Origin of the sequence: Kitasatospora sp. NPDC001261 (assembly GCF_042896795.1) — a bacterium.
Lineage (GTDB): Bacteria > Actinomycetota > Actinomycetes > Streptomycetales > Streptomycetaceae > Kitasatospora.
Genome location: NZ_JBIAXP010000008.1, coordinates 194674 through 211174, shown reverse-complemented (window position 1 = coordinate 211174; position 16501 = coordinate 194674). Strand labels below are relative to the sequence as shown.

The window sequence follows — 16501 nt, the reverse complement described above, 5'->3', positions numbered from 1 at the left end:
CGCGGGCCCGCGGCCGGCGGAACGGCTCAGCCCCGGACGGTCCCGCCGCGGACCGCGTACGCGTGGGCGGTGGACTCGGCGAAGCGCTCCTCCTGCATGGCCGTCAGCCGCTGGACGACCAGGACGGCGAAGACGGCGGCGACCACCTCCAGCACGTCGGAGACCAGCAGCCAGCCGAGGGCGGTCTGGTAGTCGTCCGGGTACTTCGCCGAGTTCAGGTAGTTGGCGCCGAACCGGCCGGTCGCGTTGGCCAGCCAGAAGGTGGCCCACCAGAGGTTGACCAGCGGCTGGGGGTGCGGCAGGCGCACCCCGGAGGCGTCCGGCCGGGCGCTGGCCGTCCAGGTGTCGACCGTGATCCGGAACGGGAACCAGAGGGCGACCACGGGGGTGAACCAGCCGCCGATCGCCCAGCCGCGCTTGAACCGGTGCCCGCTCGGGTCGAAGACCTCCGCGTTCACCCGCACCCGGTGGAACCAGGTGATGAAGGCGACCGCCGAGGCCAGCAGGGTGAGCGTCTGGACCAGGCTGACGTTGTCGTAGAGCAGGGCCGCGTCCGTCAGCGCGGAGTCGTCGGCCAGGTCGGAGTCGGCGGCGAACTCCCCCGCCTCCCCGTACAGGCGGAAGCCCGCGGCGAGCGAGGCGAGGGTCGCGGTGCCGCACACGGCGAGCAGGACGGTGGCGGCGGTGGAGCTGGGTCTGGGCGAGCGGTACAGGGCGGGCGAAGGCATCGGGGACGGACTCCTGGACTGGACCAATGTGACGGGGCGACACCCTAGGGCCTGCGGGCAGCCCCGGACCAGCGGCTTTTCACGGACCGCACCGCACGACGGGCCCCGGCGCGCGGCCGCCGCCCCCGCCCCGGCCCCGGCTCGCGCTCCGGAGCGACGGCGCACGCGCGGAGCGGCGGTCCGGGCGGCGCGAACCGACGGCCGCGCGGCCCCCCGCCGTGGCTCCTTGCCACGGCCCCCCGCCGCGGATCCACGGGGCGCAGGCTGCGCGCGCGGCGGGGGAGCGACCTAACCTGGAAGAGAGCGTTCGGTGCGTCGCCCGCGAACGGAAGCGGTGGTCATGACGGTGGTCTCGGCGGCTCTCTTCGGTACCGACTGGTGGCAGCCCGCGCTGCCCGGCGGTGCCGAGTTGCTGCGCGAGTGCGCGGTACGGGGCTGGACGGTCGTGCTGACCGGCCCCGGGCCGGCCGGGGCTCCGGCACTGGCCGTGGCCGACCCCGGGGGCGACCCGGTGCGGGCCGCGCTGGACCTGGTGGACGGCAGGCCCTCGCACGCCGTGGCCGTCGCCGGGAGCGTGCGCGAGGTCCGGGCGGCGCGGCGGGCCGGGGTGCCGTGCGTCGCCTTGGCGGCCGGCCGGGACACCGGCCCCGAGCTGCGGGCGGCGGGCGCGGCCGAGGTCCACCGCGACGCCGCCGCCCTGTTGAGCGTCCTGGACGACAGCCTGCTCGCCCGCCCCCGGGCGTTCGGGCCCGTCGGCGCCGGAACAGGCGGTGCCCGGAACGGTTAGCGCGAGCCCGTACCGGGCAACCGCCCGGGTGCGAGCACGTCACCCGAAGTGTCGGAGGTGACCGAGATGGACGGACCCGCGTTGAGCGGATGGGAGCGGCGGCTCCTCGAGGAGATCGAGTCCGATCTGCGCCAGGACACACGGCTCGACCGGAAGCTGAGCACCATGGGCGCCGAGCCGCCGAGCCGGGTCCGGGGCGTGCTCCGCGGCATCGGGCGCAGGTTCTCGGCGGGGGTCGTGCTGACCGCCCTGGTGATGACGATGATCTGCCTCGGCGTGGGCCTGCGGACCCCGGCCACCGCCGTACTGGTCGCGCTCGGCGTGGTCTGGGCGGCCACCGTGGCGGCCGCGTTCGCCGCCTCCGAGCTGCTGCGCCGCCGCCGCGCCGGCCGCGGCGGCACCGAAGCGGTGGACCCGGCGGAGGCCCGGGAACGCCGGGAGCGCCGCGAACGGCGGCCCTGGGACCGTCCGGAGGCGTGACACCATGACCACCGACCTGTGGGAGTACCGCCCGGGCTCCCATCCCGCGGCCGAGTTCACGCTGGTCGGGTACGAGGTGCTCGCCACCGACGGCCCGGTCGGCCGGGTCGAACAGGACGCCGGGGACCACCTGCTGGTCGACGCCGAACCCTGGGTGCCCGGCACCCGGGTGCTCGTCCCAGCCGGGCTGGTCGCCCGGCTCGACCACCTCGACCGCGCCGTCCACCTCGACTGCCCGCGCGCCAGGCTCAGCTCCGCTCCGCCCGCGGCCGTCGACCTGACCGCCCCGCACCCGCGCTGAGCGACCACGCCATGGGCTGGCCGTCCACCACGCTCACCGGACGCGTGATCGCCTTCCTGGTCGCACCGTACGGGGCCGAACAGGTCGAACTGACCGACCCCTGGCAGGCCGTCGCCGAGTCCGGCGGCACCCCGCGGCTGCTGTCCACCGCCGAGGGCCGGGTCCGCACCGTCCGGCACCACGCCGAGGGCGACACCTTCGCCGTGGACGCCCTGGTCGCCGAGGCCGACCCGGCGGCCTACGACGGGCTGGTCCTCCCCGGCGGCGTCGCCAACCCCGACCGGCTGCGCCTGGACCGCCCGGCGGTCGCCTTCGTGCACGCCTACTGCGCCGCCGGCCGTCCGGTCGCGGCGATCTGCCACGCGGCCTGGACGCTCATCGAGGCCGACGCCGTCCGCGGCCGCACCCTCACCTCCTGGCCCAGCCTGCGCACCGACCTGGTCAACGCCGGCGCCCACTGGGTGGACGAGCCGGTCCACGTCTGCCACGACGGCCCCGGCCCGCTCGTCACCAGCCGCAAGCCGGGCGACCTGCCGCTGTTCGACGACGCCTTCGTGACGGAGTTCGCCCACGCGGCGGCGAAACGGAGGCGGTGAGCAAGGGGAGCGAGGGCGGGGTCAGTCGCCGCGGAGGCGGAGGAAGGTGGCGGACGGCGGGCGGCCGGTGAGGGTGAACTCGGCGCGGAGCGGGGCGGTCAGCGGGTGGACCGGGCCGTGGTCCGGGTCGGTGGCGGGCGGGCCGAGCAGGGGGCGGGCGAGTTCGGCGACCTCGCGGGACTGGACCGGGGTGAGCCGCGGGGTGGTCAGGAACACCCGGCCGTCGTCCAGCTGGAGGATCAGCGCGTGCGGCTGGGTGGCCGGGCCGGTGACGGCGCGGACGGTGGCGTCGAGGGTGTCGCCGCGGCGGTACTTGACCCAGACCCGGCCCGCGCCGCGCGGGCGGTACGGGGCTGCCGCGGCCTTGCAGACGAGCCCCTCCACCCCGGTGTCGGCGAGCCGCTCCGTCCACTCCAGCGCCTCCGCCCGGTCGGTCGTGGCCATGACCGGCCGGATCGGCGGCGGGACGTCGGCGAGGGCGGCGAGCAGCAGCCGGCGGCGGTCGGTGAGCGGAAGGGCCCGTACGTCGCGGCCGGGCAGCGCCAGCAGGTCGAAGGCGATCAGGCCGAGCGCGACCCCGGTGGCGGCGGCGCGGGCCCGGCGGGTGCGCAGCAACTCGCCGAAGGCGAACCGGCCGTCGCGCCAGGCGACCAGCTCGGCGTCCAGCACCAGGCCCTCCGGCAGCCGGGCGACGGCTGCGGCGATCGGCGGGAACTCGGGGGCGAGGTCGCGGCCGCCGCGGGACTGGAGGTACGCGGGCCGCCCGCCCCGGGCGAAGGCGACGCAGCGGAAGCCGTCCAGCTTCAGCTCGTACTGCACGCCCCCGCCGCCCAGGCCGTCGGCGGGCGGGACGGCGGCCACGGCGGCCGGGCGCATCACCTCGACGGGCGGGTGCAGCACCTGGGCCGGCCGCGCTCCTTCCGCCCGCCTCGTCGGCGGTGACCCCGTCGGCGGAGGCGCCGCCGGTGCGCCGGGCAGCGGCCGGGCCCGCTCCGGGTCCAGCAGCGGGGCGAGCAGGTCGCCGTGGGCGGCCAGCCGGTCGGGCACCTCGGCGAGGGTGAAGACCAGGTCCCGCTCGTCGGCGGCCCGTTCCAGCTCCGCCCAGGCCAGCGGGGTGGAGACGGTCGGCAGCGGCCTGGCCCGCAGGGTGTACGGCGCGGCGGTGGTCTTCTTGGCGTTGTTCTGCGACCAGTCGACCAGCACCCGGCCCCGGCGGCGGGCCTTGGCCATGGTGTGCACCACCAGCTCCGGGTGCTCGGCCTCCAGGGCGGCGGCCAGCGCCTTCGCGTACCCGGAGACCCGGGCGCTCGGCGCGGGCTCGATCGGGACCAGCAGGTGCAGGCCCTTGGAGCCGGAGGTCTTCACCCAGGCCGTCAGGCCGTCCGCCGCGAGCCGCTCGCGCAGCAGCAGCGCGACCGTGCGGCAGGTGAGCACGTCGGCGCCCTCGCCGGGGTCCAGGTCCAGCACCAGCCGGTCGGCGAGGGCGGGTCGGGCCGCGTGCCACTGCGGGACGTGCAGTTCCAGGCAGCCCAGGTTGGCGACCGCCAGCAGCGCCGCGCCGCTCTCCAACACCACCTGGCGCAGCTCGCCGGTGTTGCTCGGCACGTCGACCGTGCGCACCCAGTCCGGGGTGCCGGGCGGCGGGTTCTTGGCGACGAACACCTCCGCCTCGACGCCGTCCGGGCAGCGGAGGAAGGAGACCGGGCGGTCGCGCAGGTGCGGGAGCAGCGCGGCGTGCACGGCGGCGTAGTAGCGCAGCACCTCGCCTTTGGGCGTGCCGGTGCGCGGGTAGTACACCTTGTCGAGGTGGGAGAGGGCGAGGGTGCGCCCGTCCACCGTCATCTGCGGCACGGTCCGCCTCCGATGCCTCCGATGCCTCCGGTGGGGTGGCCCCGCTGTCAGTCTGCCCCGGTCCGGCGGCCACCGCCTCGGCGCCGCCGCTCCGGGCCGTCCGCGACCGCGGACCGCCTCACCCCCGTGGGCGGACGGCCGGCCGGGGCGCGCCCGGGTAGGTGCCGAAGTACCAGCGGTTGCCCTCCGGGTCGGCGGCGGCGAAGTCGCGCGAGCCGTAGTCGGTCTCGTACAGCCCGGTGGTGATCCGGGCCCCGGCGGCCACCGCGCGGGCGTGCACGCCGTCCGGGTCGGCGGTGACCACGTAGGCGGTGAAGCCGCCCGGCCGGCCCGGCCACGGTTCGGCGTCCTCGGGTGTCGGACGGTCGGAGCCGAGCATCACGCCGCCGCCCTCGGGCCAGGCGAGTTCGGCGTGCGCGACGAACTCGCCCTCGCCGTAGGTGACGACCTCCTGGAAGCCGAAGGCGTCGACCAGGAAGCGGATCAGGGCCCGGGCGTCGGTGGCGCGCAGGTTGGGCCAGACCTGCGGGGCGGGGGTCTCGGTGGTGTCCATCGCTCGCTCACTCCTCGGGAGGTGCGGGTGGCCGGGCCGGGAGCCGGGCCGGTCGCGTTCTCCTCCACTCTGCGGCCGCGCCCCGGGCCCCGCCTCGAAGGTCGCGCGGACTCGCCCGCTCCGGCTGCGCGGGGTCGCGGGCGGAGGCGGGATTGCTTATGGTGAGGGCGCGGTCACAGCCCCCTTCCGCCCCGACGGCGGGAGCCCGGGAGCACCGCCAGGGGGATGCGGGGGGATCCGGCGGGGGGAACCACCGACGAAGGAGTCCCCGTGACCAAAGCCCGAGACATCATGCACACCGGTGCCCAGTGCATCGGCGCTCACCAGACGCTCGCCGAGGCCGCGCGGATGATGCGCGACAAGCACGTGGGCGCGCTGCCGATCTGCGGCGACGACCAGAAGCTCAAGGGCATCATCACCGACCGCGACATCGTGCTGCGATGTATCGCGGAGGGCAAGGACCCGGCCACGATGACGGCCATCGAACTGGGCGGCCACCTGCACTGCGTACGCGCCGAGGACAGCATGGAGGCGGTGCTGCGCAAGATGGAGCAGCACCAGATCCGGCGCATCCCGGTGATCGACGGGGACCGGCTGGTGGGCATGATCAGCGAGGCCGACCTGGCGATGGGCCACCGCGAAGGCCAGCGGCTGACCGATCAGCAGATCATCGAATTCATGGACAGCGTGTACCTGAAGCACTGACCGGCTGACACCCCGACCGGCCCGCCCGCCCCGTTTCCGCCCTGCCCGGCCCCGCCCCGCCCGCTCCGGTGACCGGCCGGCCCCCCGTACCGGCCGGGCCCTTCGAGCGTGCCGGGCGGGGCAGCGGTGCGTCTTGTACGAATGCGCACGCCTCAGCTCCCGGAGCCCCCTGGGTCCAGGACGGTGCTGGTCACCCGCCCGCTGACCCGGTCGGTGACCCGCTCGGCGGGCCCGGGCAAGGCGGCGGCGGTGCGCCGGGCGGCCAGGAACGCGCGCGGCGAGCAGCCGACCATGGCGCGGAAGGTCCGGTCGAGGTGGGACTGGTCGTAGTAGCCGCAGCGCGTGGCCAGGTCGGCGCCGGTGGGCCGGTGCCCGGAGCGGTGATCCCCGGAGGGGTGGTCCTCGTGCGCGGTCAGGGCGTTGAGGGTGCGCTGGAGCCGGAGGATGCCGGCCGCCTGCTTGGGGGCCAGCCCGAGGTGCTCGCGGAAGCGCAGCTCCAGTCGGCGGCGGCTCCACCCGGTGCCCTCGACCAGGGTGCCGATCGGCACCAGCCCGTGTGAGTGCCGCAGTTGCCGCCAGACCCAGTGCACGGACGGGTCCCAGTCCGGCCCGTACGCGAACAGCGCGCCGAAGTACCCGTCCAGCATGGCGAACCGGGCCGGCCAGCTCGGCGCGTGGGCCAGCCGGTCGGTCAGCGCCCGCAGCCGCGGGCCCAGGACGTCCCCGGCCTCGGCCCAGTGCCCGCCGAGCTCGCCGGCCAGCGGCCCGAACGCCCGGAACGCGCCCTGCGGGGTGAGCGAGACGGCCAACCCGTGCAGCGCGCCCGCGTGTTCGGCGACCGTCGCGGTGCGGCGCAGCCCGGCCGCGACCGAGCCGAAGGAGGCCGCGGCCGCGGGGGAGACGGCGTCGGTGAGGCTCATGGTGCCCTCGAAGGCGAGCGCCACGGTGACCACGTCCGTCGGCACCTCCAGCCGCCGGAGCGGCTGCCGCAGCGCCAGCCGGTAGCCCCGGTAGCCGAGCACGTACCCGCGCAGCGGCGCGGCCGGCGCGCCGAGGACCGCCCCGGGAGGGGTGTTCCGGATCATCGCAACTCCCCAGCTCGGTCCGGCGGGTGACACGCGCACGGGCCATCGTAGGCGGCACCGCCCGGCCCCCGGGAGGGCCCGGGCGGTGCGGGGCGTCTCAGGAAGCGGAATCCGGTTTCTTGCCAGCCGAGATGGGGGCAGACTGGCGGGCATGGGAAAGCAGTACGAAGCCATCGACGGTCGGCTGCGCCGGTTCATCGAGCGCCAGCCGGTCTACTTCGTGGCCACCGCCCCGCTGGCCGCCGACGGGCACGTCAACCTCTCGCCCAAGGGCCGGTCAGGGACGCTCGCGGTGATCGACGAACTCACCCTCGCCTACCTGGATTTCGGCGGCTCGCAGGCCGAGACGGTCGCCCATCTGCGGGAGAACGGCCGGATCACCCTGATGTGGTGCGCCTTCGAGGGCCCGCCGACCGTGGTGCGGGTGCACGGGCGCGGGGAGCCGGTGTTCCGGGACGACCCGCGGTTCGCCGAACTGCTCGGCCACTTCGACCCGTCCGCCGACGGATCCGGGCTGCGGGCGATCGTGCTGGTCAGGGCGGAGCGGGTCAGCGACTCCTGCGGGTACGCGGTGCCGTTCATGGACTACCGGGCCGACCGCGACCTGCACGCCCAGTACTTCGACCGGAAGGACGAGGAGGAGTTCGGCGCCTACTGCGAGCGCAAGCCGCTGGTCGGCAGCAGCATCGACGGGCTGCCGGCCGTTCCGCTGCCGCTCCCGCCCCGGCCGTCCTGACCGGCCCGTTCCACCGGGGTGGCCGGGATCCGGGGGCCGAGGGGCCGGGAGCCGAGGGGTCGGGATCCGGGGCTCCGGCCGGGAACGCGACGAGGCCGCCGCGCCCCGGGTGGGGTGCGGCGGCCTCGTGGCCTACGTCCTACTTGCTCAGACCGGCCTTGACGGAGCAGACCGGCCAGGCGCCGGGGCCCTGGGCGGCGAGGACCTTCTCGCCGATGGCGATCTGCTGGTCCTTGGAGGCCTGGTGGGCCTGCGCGGCGTAGGCGGTGCCACCGAAGGCGGCCCAGGTGCTCTGGGTGAACTGCAGGCCGCCGTAGAAGCCGTTGCCGGAGTTGATGGCCCAGTTGCCGGTCGCCTCGCAGGCGGCGACCTTGTCCCAGACCGTGGCCGGCGCGGCGGAGGCGCTGGTGGCCGTGACGAGGCCGGCCACGGGCAGGGCGGTGATCGCCCCGGCCATCAGAGCCATCCGGACGCGGTTGCGGCGCTTCGGGGTGGCAGTGGTGGTGGCAGCGGCGGTCTCGTTACGGAAGGTCATGGAGTTCCTTTCGGAGGGGTCTGCGAGCGCGCGGAACCAGGCCCTCGGAAGGCCGTCGGTTTCGGGGACACGTCACTCGCGTGGTCCTGCACCGTTCTGCCCGGGGGCGGTTGGCCCGGCCGGAGCGGATCGCTCGGTGCAACGGGTTCGAAGTTACGGGGGTGGACGGGGCGGTTTCAAGGATCCGAAGGTTTAGCCACGTCAGAGGGGTGTTACCGCGCGTAAGGATCAAGGAAATGTGGCGATTTCGCCCGATTTGCCACCATTTCCAAGATCAAATAGCCCCGGGAAGTGGCCCGCGCCACTCCCAACCCGCCCCGGAACCGGTGTGAGGCCGCCCACACGGTCGACAGCGTGTGACGGTCGGCCAGCCGCCGGTGCCGGTTCCGCCGCCGCGGCCGCCCGCCCGGGTGGCCCGCGCCACAGCCCTCACCCGGAGTGCCCCCTGCCGTCACTCCCGGTGGCGGGCATAGCCTCGGCCCCATGAGCAACGACAGCGATGCAGCGGACACGGCGGACGCGGGAGAGGCGGCCGCCGGTGCGGGAGGGGCGGCCGACGCCGGTGCGGGACGGGCCGCCGCGGCGGGGGTGCCGATCGGCGCCGAGGAGCACGAGGCCGCGGCCGCGCCCGCGGGCTTCGAGCTGGGCACCGACGGCCCCAGCGTGGTGCTGGCCGGCCTGGACGGCTCCGACTCCTCCTGGCGCGCCACCGCCTACGCCGCCGGACTGGCCCGCCGGCAGGGCGCCGTCCTCGCGGTGGCGTACGTCCAGCCGATCCTCGGCGCCGCGACCGCCCTGGCCGGGGCCGCGGTGGAGGAGACCACCCAGGAGATCGCCGAGGAGCTGCTGGCCGCCCTGCGCGAGGCCGAGCACCGGGTGCGCGAGGTGTGGAAGGTGGAGTGGCGCTTCCTGACCATGCGCGGCGACCCGTACACCGGCCTCGCCAAGCTCGCGGACGAGCTGCGCGCCGACGCCGTGGTGGTCGGCGTCTCCGAGCAGGCCGGGCACAAGGTGATCGGTTCGGTGGCGGTCCGGCTGGTCAAGGCGGGCCGCTGGCCGGTCACCGTCGTCCCATAAGGCGTGTGCCCCCAGCCTGAGGCGCGTGCCCTGAGCTGCGTGCCCCGGGCCTGAGCTGCGTGCCCCGGGCCTGAGGTACGTGCCCGGCCCGGGGCCGGGTAGCCGCCCGAAGGGGGCCGGAGCGGCGGCCGGTAGGGTGCGTGACCATGACGGACACGCGGGGCACGCACCCCTCCGAGCCCGCCCACCCGACCGGCAGTGACCTGCACCTCGACCTCCCCGCCACCGGGGGCCGGCGTGCCGCGCTGATGACGGCCCTGCGCGAGGCGATCCGCAGCGGCAGACTGGCCCCCGGCACCCGGCTGCCGCCCTACCGCGCCCTCGCCACCGACCTCGGCCTGGCCCGCAACACCGCCGCCGAGGCCTACGCCGAACTCGTCGCCGAGGGCTGGCTCACCGCCCGGCAGGGCTCCGGCACCACCGTCGCCGAACGCGCCGAACCCGTCCCGAGCGGCCGGGCCCGTCGGCCCTCCCGCCGCCCCGGCCCCACCCACGACCTGCGCCAGGGCCAGCCCGACGCCTCCTCCTTCCCGCGCACCGCCTGGCTCGCCGCCGCCCGCCGGGCCCTCACCGCCGCCCCCAACGAGGCCTTCGGACCCGGCGACCCCCAGGGCCGGCGCGAACTGCGCACCGTCCTCGCCGACTACCTCGCCCGCGCCCGGGGCGTGCGCACCGACCCCGACCGGATCGTGGTCTGCTCGGGCTTCGCCCACGCGCTGCGGCTGCTCTTCGACGGTGCCGCGCCCGTCCTGCCGCCCGCCGAGCACGGCCCGCTGGCCGTCGAGGCGTACGGGCTGGGCTTCCACCGCGGGCTGCTGGCCGCCGCCGGCGTCACCACCGTTCCGCTGCCGATCGACGAACGGGGCGCCCGGACCGGCGAGTTGGCGAACCACCCGGACGTCCGGACGGCGCTGCTCACCCCCGCCCACCAGTTCCCCACCGGCGGCCCACTGCACCCTGGGCGCCGCGCCGCCGTGGTGGACTGGGCGCGCGGGCGCGGCGGGCTGGTCCTGGAGGACGACTACGACGGGGAGTTCCGCTACGACCGCCAGCCGGTCGGCGCCCTCCAGGGGCTCGACCCCGAACGGGTGGTCTACCTCGGCAGCGCCAGCAAGAGCCTCACCCCCGCGCTGCGGCTCGGCTGGATGGTGCTGCCCGACCACCTGGTGGACCGGGTGCTCGCCGCCAAGGGCGAGCGCGAGGGCTGGGCCAGCGCCCTCGACCAGCTGACCCTCGCCGAGTTCGTCGACTCCGGCGGCTACGACCGGCACGTGCGCCGGATGCGCCGCCGCTACCGCGAGCGCCGGGACGAGCTGGTGGCCGCCCTCGCGGCCCGCGCCCCGCACGTCGAGGTGTCCGGCATCGCGGCCGGCCTGCACGCGGTGCTGCGCCTGGAGCCGGGCACCGAGCGCTCGGTGCTCAAGGCCGCCGCCTACCGGGGCCTGGCCGTCGAGGGGCTCGCGGACTACCGGCACCCGGCGGTCGGGGAGGAGGCGATGCCCGCCGTCGACGGCCTGGTGGTCGGCTACGCCACGCCGCCGGACCACGCCTACCCGGCGGCGCTCGGCGCGCTCTGCGACATCCTGCCGCCGTGCGGGTGAGGGCCGCCCCCGGGAGCAGCGGCGAAGGATAGGCCCCCGGGTGCGCCCGTGGGGGCGGAACGAGAGCGGCCGGTGCGGGGTGTCCGCTCGCCGCTCCTGCGTCGGTACGGACCCGGGCCGAGGAGCACAACCCCGGCGGAGGCGGGGCCTACGCTCCTTGGTCATGCGCAGAACACATCCGCGTCGCGCCGCGCTCGCCGCGTGTCCGGCCCTCGTCGTCGGTCTGCTCCTCTCCGCCGCCCCTGCCGCCCGGGCCGACGGACAACTGCCCCTCACGGCCGTCTCCGACAAGCAGACGACGGTCCGGGGGAGCGAGTTCACCGTCACCCTGACGCTCACCAACCCGTACGACACCCCGATCCAGTTCGTCTACCAGAGCGTCCAGGAGACCTACGCCACGAGTCTGGAGACCGGGCTGAAGTTCACCGCGACCGCCTGCGGCACCCAGACCAACGGGTGCAGTGACAACGTCCACGGCGGCATCGCCCGCTACAACGTCCCACTCGCCCCCGGTGCCAGCAGCGCCTTCACGGTGACGTACGCCGTCGCCCCCGATTCGGCCTGCGGTCCCGGCACCCGGATCGACCTCTACTCCTACCTGTACTACGAGTACAAGGGCGGTGAGGCCAACAACTCGGGCATCGTCGGCGTCCCCGGCACCCAGGTCGCCTGCGCCTGACCCGCCCGCCTCGACCGGCCTTCCTCACCGGCCTGGTCCGCCTGACCCGGCTGACCCGAATGGTCCGACCGGCCCACCGGTGTCATCGGCGGAGCGCCACAGGCGCGCACCGTCCTCTCCGGCGCAGACGCCCACCGCACGCCCCCCGTTCACCCGTCAGGTGCCGGCCTCCCCCGTGCCGGCACCTGACGGGCCGTTCGCGTTTCCCGTGGTCGGCCGCGGGGAGCGGCGGTCGGAGCCCGGCGGCGCGCGGGTGTCCGAACCGCCGGGACGGTGCGTCGGGTTGACGCCGGACGGTGGTCTCAGGGCCGTCCGGCCGGGCCCCGACCGGGGTGGAAAGGCCGTTGGCCGCAGGGGGATCGCCGGGGCGAACGGATGTTCCCGGAGTTTGTGGGGAGATGGGGGCGGACCGGGCAAGATTCACCCTATCGGGGGGTAGTGAGCCTTCGTTCGGGCTCCGTCGGGTCCTGATGATCTAGGGTTCCGGGTGGGCCGCCGGGAGACGGTGGTCGCCTTCTCGCGTAAATCGCCAACGCCCCCACCGATAAACGGATCTGATGATCCGTCATGGCATGCGTCAGGGCGGGCCGCTGTGCCCCTGGACGTGTGACCCGATCACAGGAATGGAGAGCCCTGCCGATGACCGTGGACACGAGCCCGGAGGCAGTGCAGGCCAAGCAGCAGAGCCTTGCGACGGCTGCTGCCCGGAACCTTGCCACCACGACCAAGTCCGCACCGCAGATGCAGGAGATCACCTCCCGCTGGCTGCTCAAGGTGCTCCCCTGGGTCCAGGCGGCCGGTGGCGCCTACCGCGTCAACCGTCGGCTCACCTACGCCGTGGGCAACGGGGTGGTGGAGTTCATCAAGACCGGCTCCCAGGTCCGGGTGATCCCGGCCGAGCTGGGCGAGCTGGCCCTGCTGCGCGGCTACGAGGACGAGGACGTCCTCACCGCCCTGGCCGACCGCTGCCAGCAGCGGGACTTCGGCCCCGGCGAGGTGCTCACCACCCAGGGCGAGGCCGCCGACAAGATCTTCCTGATCGCGCACGGCAAGATCAACAAGATCGGCACCGGCAAGTACGGCGACGACACCGTGGTCGGCGTGGCCGGCGACGGCGACCGCTTCGGCGACGACGCGCTGCTGAACCCGGACGCCGTCTGGGAGTTCACGGCCAAGACCGCCACCTCCGGTGTCGCCCTGACGCTGACCCGGGCGGACTTCGCCGCCATCCGGGACAACGCGCCCAGCCTCCAGGAGCACCTCCAGGGCTTCCTGGCCCTGCCGCTCCAGGCGCAGAACGAGCGCGGCGAGGCCGAGATCGCCATGTCGGCCGGCCACCACGGCGAGTACGAGCTGCCCGGCGCCTTCGTGGACTACGAGCTCAAGCCGCGCGAGTACGAGCTGAGCGTCGCGCAGACCGTCCTGAAGGTCCACACCCGCGTCGCGGACCTGTACAACCAGCCGATGAACCAGACCGAGCACCAGCTGCGGCTGACGATCGAGGCCCTGCGCGAGCGCCAGGAGCACGAGATCGTCAACAACCCGGAGTTCGGCCTGCTCAACAACGCCGACTTCGACCAGCGCATCCAGACCCACTCCGGCCCGCCCACCCCGGACGACCTGGACGAGCTGCTCAACCGCCGCCGCGACCCCGACTACCTGCTCGCCCACCCGCGGACCATCGCCGCGATCGGCCGGGAGTTCAACGCCCGCGGGCTGTACCCCACCCACGTCGACCTCGGCGGGCAGCAGGTGCCGGCCTGGCGCGGGGTGCCGATCCTGCCGTGCAACAAGATCCCGATCACCAAGGAGAACACCAGCTCGATCCTGGTGATCCGTACCGGTGAGGACAACCAGGGCGTCATCGGCCTGCACCAGACCGGCCTCCCGGACGAGTACCAGCCCTCGCTGTCGGTCCGATTCATGGGCATCGACGAGAAGGCGATCATCTCGTACCTGGTCAGCGCCTACTACTCGGCCGCCATCCTGGTGCCGGACGCGGTCGGCGTGCTGGAGAACGTGGAGATCGCCCACCGCCGCAGCTGAGCGCGCAGAACGGTGAGCGCGGGCCGTTACCGGTCGGCTCGATGATCGTTTGACCTGATGACGGACGGCCCGCCCCCTGAAGGCGGGCCGTCCGCCTGACCGTGTCTGATCACTTCTGGTCGTACCCGATGGAACTTCCGTCGGGAACGCGACCGTACTCGACCTTTCCGCCCGTTCCGTCCGTTCTGCCCGTTCCCTCGCGGCCGGTCGGCCCGAGCCCGTTCCGTCCTCCCCGGACGATCCGAGAGGTGTGTGGAGCCCATGCCCCAGCGTCGGCAGATCTGCCGGATACCGTCCGGCGTCGCTGGGGGTGCGGCCCCCGGGCGGCGGGTACGGCTGATCGGCGCGGCGGCCGGCGTGGTCGCGATCTGCGCACTGGTCGGCGGTGCGACCGCGTCCGGCGCCGGGCATCCCGGGGGGTACCCGCACGGCCCGGTGGTGGACGTCTGCGTGTGCGACGAGACCGACCTCTCGATGTCGGTGCGGCCGGGCGGACAGGTGACCGTCGGCGTGGACGTGGACGTGGACGTCCAGGTCGGCGTCGGCGCCGCGCCGGGCGTCGGTCCGGGGCACCACGGGCCCAAGCCCCCGCACGGGCACCACCCCTGCCGCACACCCAAGCCCGCCCCGAAGCCCACCGCGCCGCACTTCCCCTCGCCCCAGTTCCCCTCGGCGCACTTCCCGGCGCCGTCCGTCTCGGCGTCGTCCTTGTCCTCGCCGCCCTTCTCCTCGCCCTCGCGTCCGGCGGGGCTGCGGAGCGAGCCCGGACGGCCGGTCGAGGGGCAGGGTGGCCCCGGGCAGCTCGGGCCGGGCCACGACGACGGCGATGACGACGAGTACGACGACGGGTACGGCGACGACGAGTACGGCGACCACGGCTGGCACCACCATCACCATCACCACCACCATCCGTGCCCGAGCCCCAGTCCGAGCCCGAAGCCCACACCGAGCCCGACGCCGACCCTCACCCACACGCCCAGCCCGACGCCCACTCCGACGCCAACTCGGACTCCGACCCGCACCCCCACACCGACCGCCACGCCGTCGCCGACTCCCACGCCGTCACCGACTCCGAGCCCCACGCCGAGTCCGAGCGCGACTCCGAGCCCCACGCCGAGCGCGAGCCCGAGTCCGAGTCCGAGCGCGAGTCCGAGTCCGAGCCCTACCGCCACGTCGTCGCCGACCTCACCGTCTCCCAGCCCGACGCCGTCCCCCAGCCCGTCGCCCGCGTCGCCCGCACCTTCGGCGTCCCCGGCTCCTTCGGTCCCGCCCTCCGTGCCGCCGTCGGCACCCGCTCCGGGGCCCTCCCCGGCCGCCCCCGCGCCGGCGTCCCCGGCCCCGGCGGCGCCCGCCCCCGCACAGGCCCCGCCGCTCCCCGTTCCGGCGGCTCCCGCGCAGGCGGTCCCGAGCCCGGCCGCGCCCGGTCCGGCGGCCCCCAGCCCCGCGGCCTCGCCGAGTTCGGCCCGTCCGAGCCCGCTGTGGCCGACCCCGTCGGCGCAGCCGGTGTTCCACGCCCCCAGGGCGAAGCCCGCCCCCATGGCCCGGCAGCACCAGGGCACCTCGATGACCACCATGCTGCTGGTGATCATGGTCCCCGGTGTGCTCGCGGCGGCGGCCCTGCGCCCGGGCCGTGGTGGCCGAGGACGCGGCGGCCGTTCGGGCCCGTCCTGACCGTCCCCTGAGGGCCCGCCGACCGGTTCCCGGTCGGCGGGGGCCCGCCCTACCGCGCGGTCCCGAACCGAACCGAACCCGAGCGGGCCGAAGCGGTCGGGGGCCGCCCCCTTGAGCTTTCCGTTCCGTCACAAGCCAAGCCAGAGAAGGGAGTTCCCATGTCCGAGTGGGTGGCGTTGATCATCGCCATGGCGTCGGCCTGTGCCGTCGTGATGGCGGTGGTGGTGCTGAGGCAGCGCCGACCGATCGAGGAGAGTGCCGACGAGACCCCGGATGTCATCGAGTACATCACGATGATGATCGGGGTGGTCTACGCGATCGTCCTCGGTCTCGCCATCGCGGGTGTCTGGGAGGCGCGCGGCGCCGCCCAGGACGACCTGTTCCGCGAGGCGCAGTCGCTGCGCGAGATCAGCGACCGTGCGGTGATCTACCCGGCGGAGTTCCGCGACCAGGTCCGGGCCGACGTGGACACCTACGTCTCGTACGTGGTGAACACCGAGTGGTCCTACATGCAGGAGACCGGTGGCATCACCGAGAAGGGCGACCAGCTGCTCCAGAAGCTCCAGAACGACATCGCCACCCGCTCGCCCGCCTCCGACCTGGAGTCGCAGGGCTACCAGCCGATCATGGACCGGGTCAGCCAGGCGTCCGAGTCCCGCAACTCGCGCGGACAGAACGCCGGGCCGACGATGCCCGGGGTGGTCTGGTTCGGCCTGATCGGGGGTGCGGTGGTGACCGTCGGCATGCTCTTCGCGCTCCAGATCCGGCGTACGCCGAGGGAGTTGACCCTGGCGCTCTGCTTCAGCGTGCTGATCGCCTTCCTGCTGTTCATGATCTGGGACTTCGACAACCCCTTCTCCCGGAGCGTCTCGGTGACCACCCAGCCGTTCGAGGACCTCTTCCCCTCGCTCAACCTCGGCGGCTGAGCCGGTCTCCGGCCGCTGCTCGCCGGTCGCGGGCCGTTGCTTGCGGGCCGTCGGCCGCAGGGCGGATCCGGGCAGATGATCTTCGGATAATCTTGCCCGGATCGTCGGGGGTCGGCCCCCGGCGGCGAGAACGAGGAGATCGTC

The 16501-nt window shown here is 74.8% G+C and carries 17 protein-coding genes and 1 pseudogene; 11 read left to right on the top strand and 7 right to left on the bottom strand.

The annotated features are described in order from the left end of the window. Window positions 1-26: 26 nt before the first annotated feature. Entirely contained in the window at window positions 27-728 is a 702-nt protein-coding gene (locus ACFY4B_RS13705; protein WP_387967908.1) for a DUF4328 domain-containing protein, read from the bottom strand. A 340-nt stretch (window positions 729-1068) separates the two neighbouring features. Here ACFY4B_RS13705 and ACFY4B_RS13700 point away from each other — a divergent pair, with 340 nt between their 5' ends. From ACFY4B_RS13700 to ACFY4B_RS13685, 4 genes are all read left to right on the top strand, one after another. After that, window positions 1069-1515, top strand: a complete 447-nt coding sequence (locus tag ACFY4B_RS13700; RefSeq protein WP_074004917.1) for a hypothetical protein — start codon at window positions 1069-1071, stop codon at window positions 1513-1515. A 66-nt stretch (window positions 1516-1581) separates the two neighbouring features. Then, window positions 1582-1995 carry a DUF3040 domain-containing protein gene (locus tag ACFY4B_RS13695; protein WP_147409348.1) on the top strand — a complete coding sequence of 138 codons (414 nt, stop codon included), beginning with the start codon at window positions 1582-1584 and terminating at the stop codon, window positions 1993-1995. Window positions 1996-1999: 4 nt separating this feature from the next. Beyond that, window positions 2000-2296 (top strand): PRC-barrel domain containing protein, encoded by a 297-nt coding sequence (locus tag ACFY4B_RS13690; RefSeq protein ID WP_387967905.1) that lies wholly within the window; start codon window positions 2000-2002, stop codon window positions 2294-2296. 11 nt (window positions 2297-2307) lie between these two features. Then, entirely contained in the window at window positions 2308-2892 is a 585-nt protein-coding gene (locus ACFY4B_RS13685; RefSeq protein WP_049660559.1) for a type 1 glutamine amidotransferase domain-containing protein, read from the top strand. Window positions 2893-2913: 21 nt separating this feature from the next. Here ACFY4B_RS13685 and ACFY4B_RS13680 read toward each other — a convergent pair whose 3' ends face one another. The 3 genes and pseudogenes from ACFY4B_RS13680 to ACFY4B_RS13670 form a co-directional block, all read right to left on the bottom strand. Beyond that, complete coding sequence (locus tag ACFY4B_RS13680; protein WP_387967992.1) at window positions 2914-3768, bottom strand: DNA ligase; 855 nt, start codon at window positions 3766-3768, stop codon at window positions 2914-2916. A gap of 96 nt (window positions 3769-3864) precedes the next feature. After that, window positions 3865-4734: pseudogene (gene ligD, locus ACFY4B_RS13675) on the bottom strand (non-homologous end-joining DNA ligase); the annotation flags it as partial. 127 nt (window positions 4735-4861) lie between these two features. Continuing rightward, entirely contained in the window at window positions 4862-5296 is a 435-nt protein-coding gene (locus tag ACFY4B_RS13670) for a VOC family protein (protein ID WP_387967903.1), read from the bottom strand. Between the two features lie 270 nt (window positions 5297-5566). On the opposite strand from ACFY4B_RS13670, the gene ACFY4B_RS13665 reads away from it, so the two are divergent. Further along, window positions 5567-6001, top strand: coding sequence for a CBS domain-containing protein (locus ACFY4B_RS13665; RefSeq protein ID WP_181970903.1), 435 nt, complete (start codon window positions 5567-5569; stop codon window positions 5999-6001). Between the two features lie 152 nt (window positions 6002-6153). On the opposite strand, the gene ACFY4B_RS13660 is transcribed toward ACFY4B_RS13665, so the two are convergent. Next, window positions 6154-7086, bottom strand: a complete 933-nt coding sequence (locus tag ACFY4B_RS13660) for a helix-turn-helix domain-containing protein (protein ID WP_387967900.1) — start codon at window positions 7084-7086, stop codon at window positions 6154-6156. Window positions 7087-7237: 151 nt separating this feature from the next. On the opposite strand from ACFY4B_RS13660, the gene ACFY4B_RS13655 reads away from it, so the two are divergent. Beyond that, the gene (locus ACFY4B_RS13655) at window positions 7238-7822 is read left to right on the top strand and encodes a pyridoxamine 5'-phosphate oxidase family protein (RefSeq protein WP_049658863.1); all 585 of its coding nucleotides are present in this window, start codon (window positions 7238-7240) and stop codon (window positions 7820-7822) included. Window positions 7823-7961: 139 nt separating this feature from the next. On the opposite strand, the gene ACFY4B_RS13650 is transcribed toward ACFY4B_RS13655, so the two are convergent. Next, complete coding sequence (locus ACFY4B_RS13650; RefSeq protein WP_387967898.1) at window positions 7962-8357, bottom strand: transglycosylase family protein; 396 nt, start codon at window positions 8355-8357, stop codon at window positions 7962-7964. Between the two features lie 483 nt (window positions 8358-8840). Here ACFY4B_RS13650 and ACFY4B_RS13645 point away from each other — a divergent pair, with 483 nt between their 5' ends. The 4 genes from ACFY4B_RS13645 (at window position 8841) to ACFY4B_RS13630 (ending at window position 13760) form a co-directional block, all read left to right on the top strand. Next, window positions 8841-9434 (top strand): universal stress protein, encoded by a 594-nt coding sequence (locus ACFY4B_RS13645; RefSeq protein ID WP_375873738.1) that lies wholly within the window; start codon window positions 8841-8843, stop codon window positions 9432-9434. A 146-nt stretch (window positions 9435-9580) separates the two neighbouring features. After that, complete coding sequence (locus ACFY4B_RS13640; RefSeq protein WP_049658329.1) at window positions 9581-11035, top strand: PLP-dependent aminotransferase family protein; 1455 nt, start codon at window positions 9581-9583, stop codon at window positions 11033-11035. Between the two features lie 163 nt (window positions 11036-11198). Then, window positions 11199-11714: a hypothetical protein gene (locus ACFY4B_RS13635; protein ID WP_063780349.1), complete on the top strand. Its 516-nt coding sequence runs from the start codon at window positions 11199-11201 to the stop codon at window positions 11712-11714. Window positions 11715-12353: 639 nt separating this feature from the next. Then, window positions 12354-13760 (top strand): family 2B encapsulin nanocompartment shell protein, encoded by a 1407-nt coding sequence (locus tag ACFY4B_RS13630; protein ID WP_074004908.1) that lies wholly within the window; start codon window positions 12354-12356, stop codon window positions 13758-13760. Between the two features lie 896 nt (window positions 13761-14656). Here ACFY4B_RS13630 and ACFY4B_RS13625 read toward each other — a convergent pair. Then, a complete protein-coding gene (locus ACFY4B_RS13625; RefSeq protein ID WP_387967896.1) occupies window positions 14657-15349 on the bottom strand; it encodes a hypothetical protein in 693 nt (230 codons plus the stop codon). 240 nt (window positions 15350-15589) lie between these two features. On the opposite strand from ACFY4B_RS13625, the gene ACFY4B_RS13620 reads away from it, so the two are divergent. Next, the gene (locus tag ACFY4B_RS13620) at window positions 15590-16357 is read left to right on the top strand and encodes a DUF4239 domain-containing protein (RefSeq protein ID WP_049660896.1); all 768 of its coding nucleotides are present in this window, start codon (window positions 15590-15592) and stop codon (window positions 16355-16357) included. Window positions 16358-16501 lie beyond the last annotated feature (144 nt).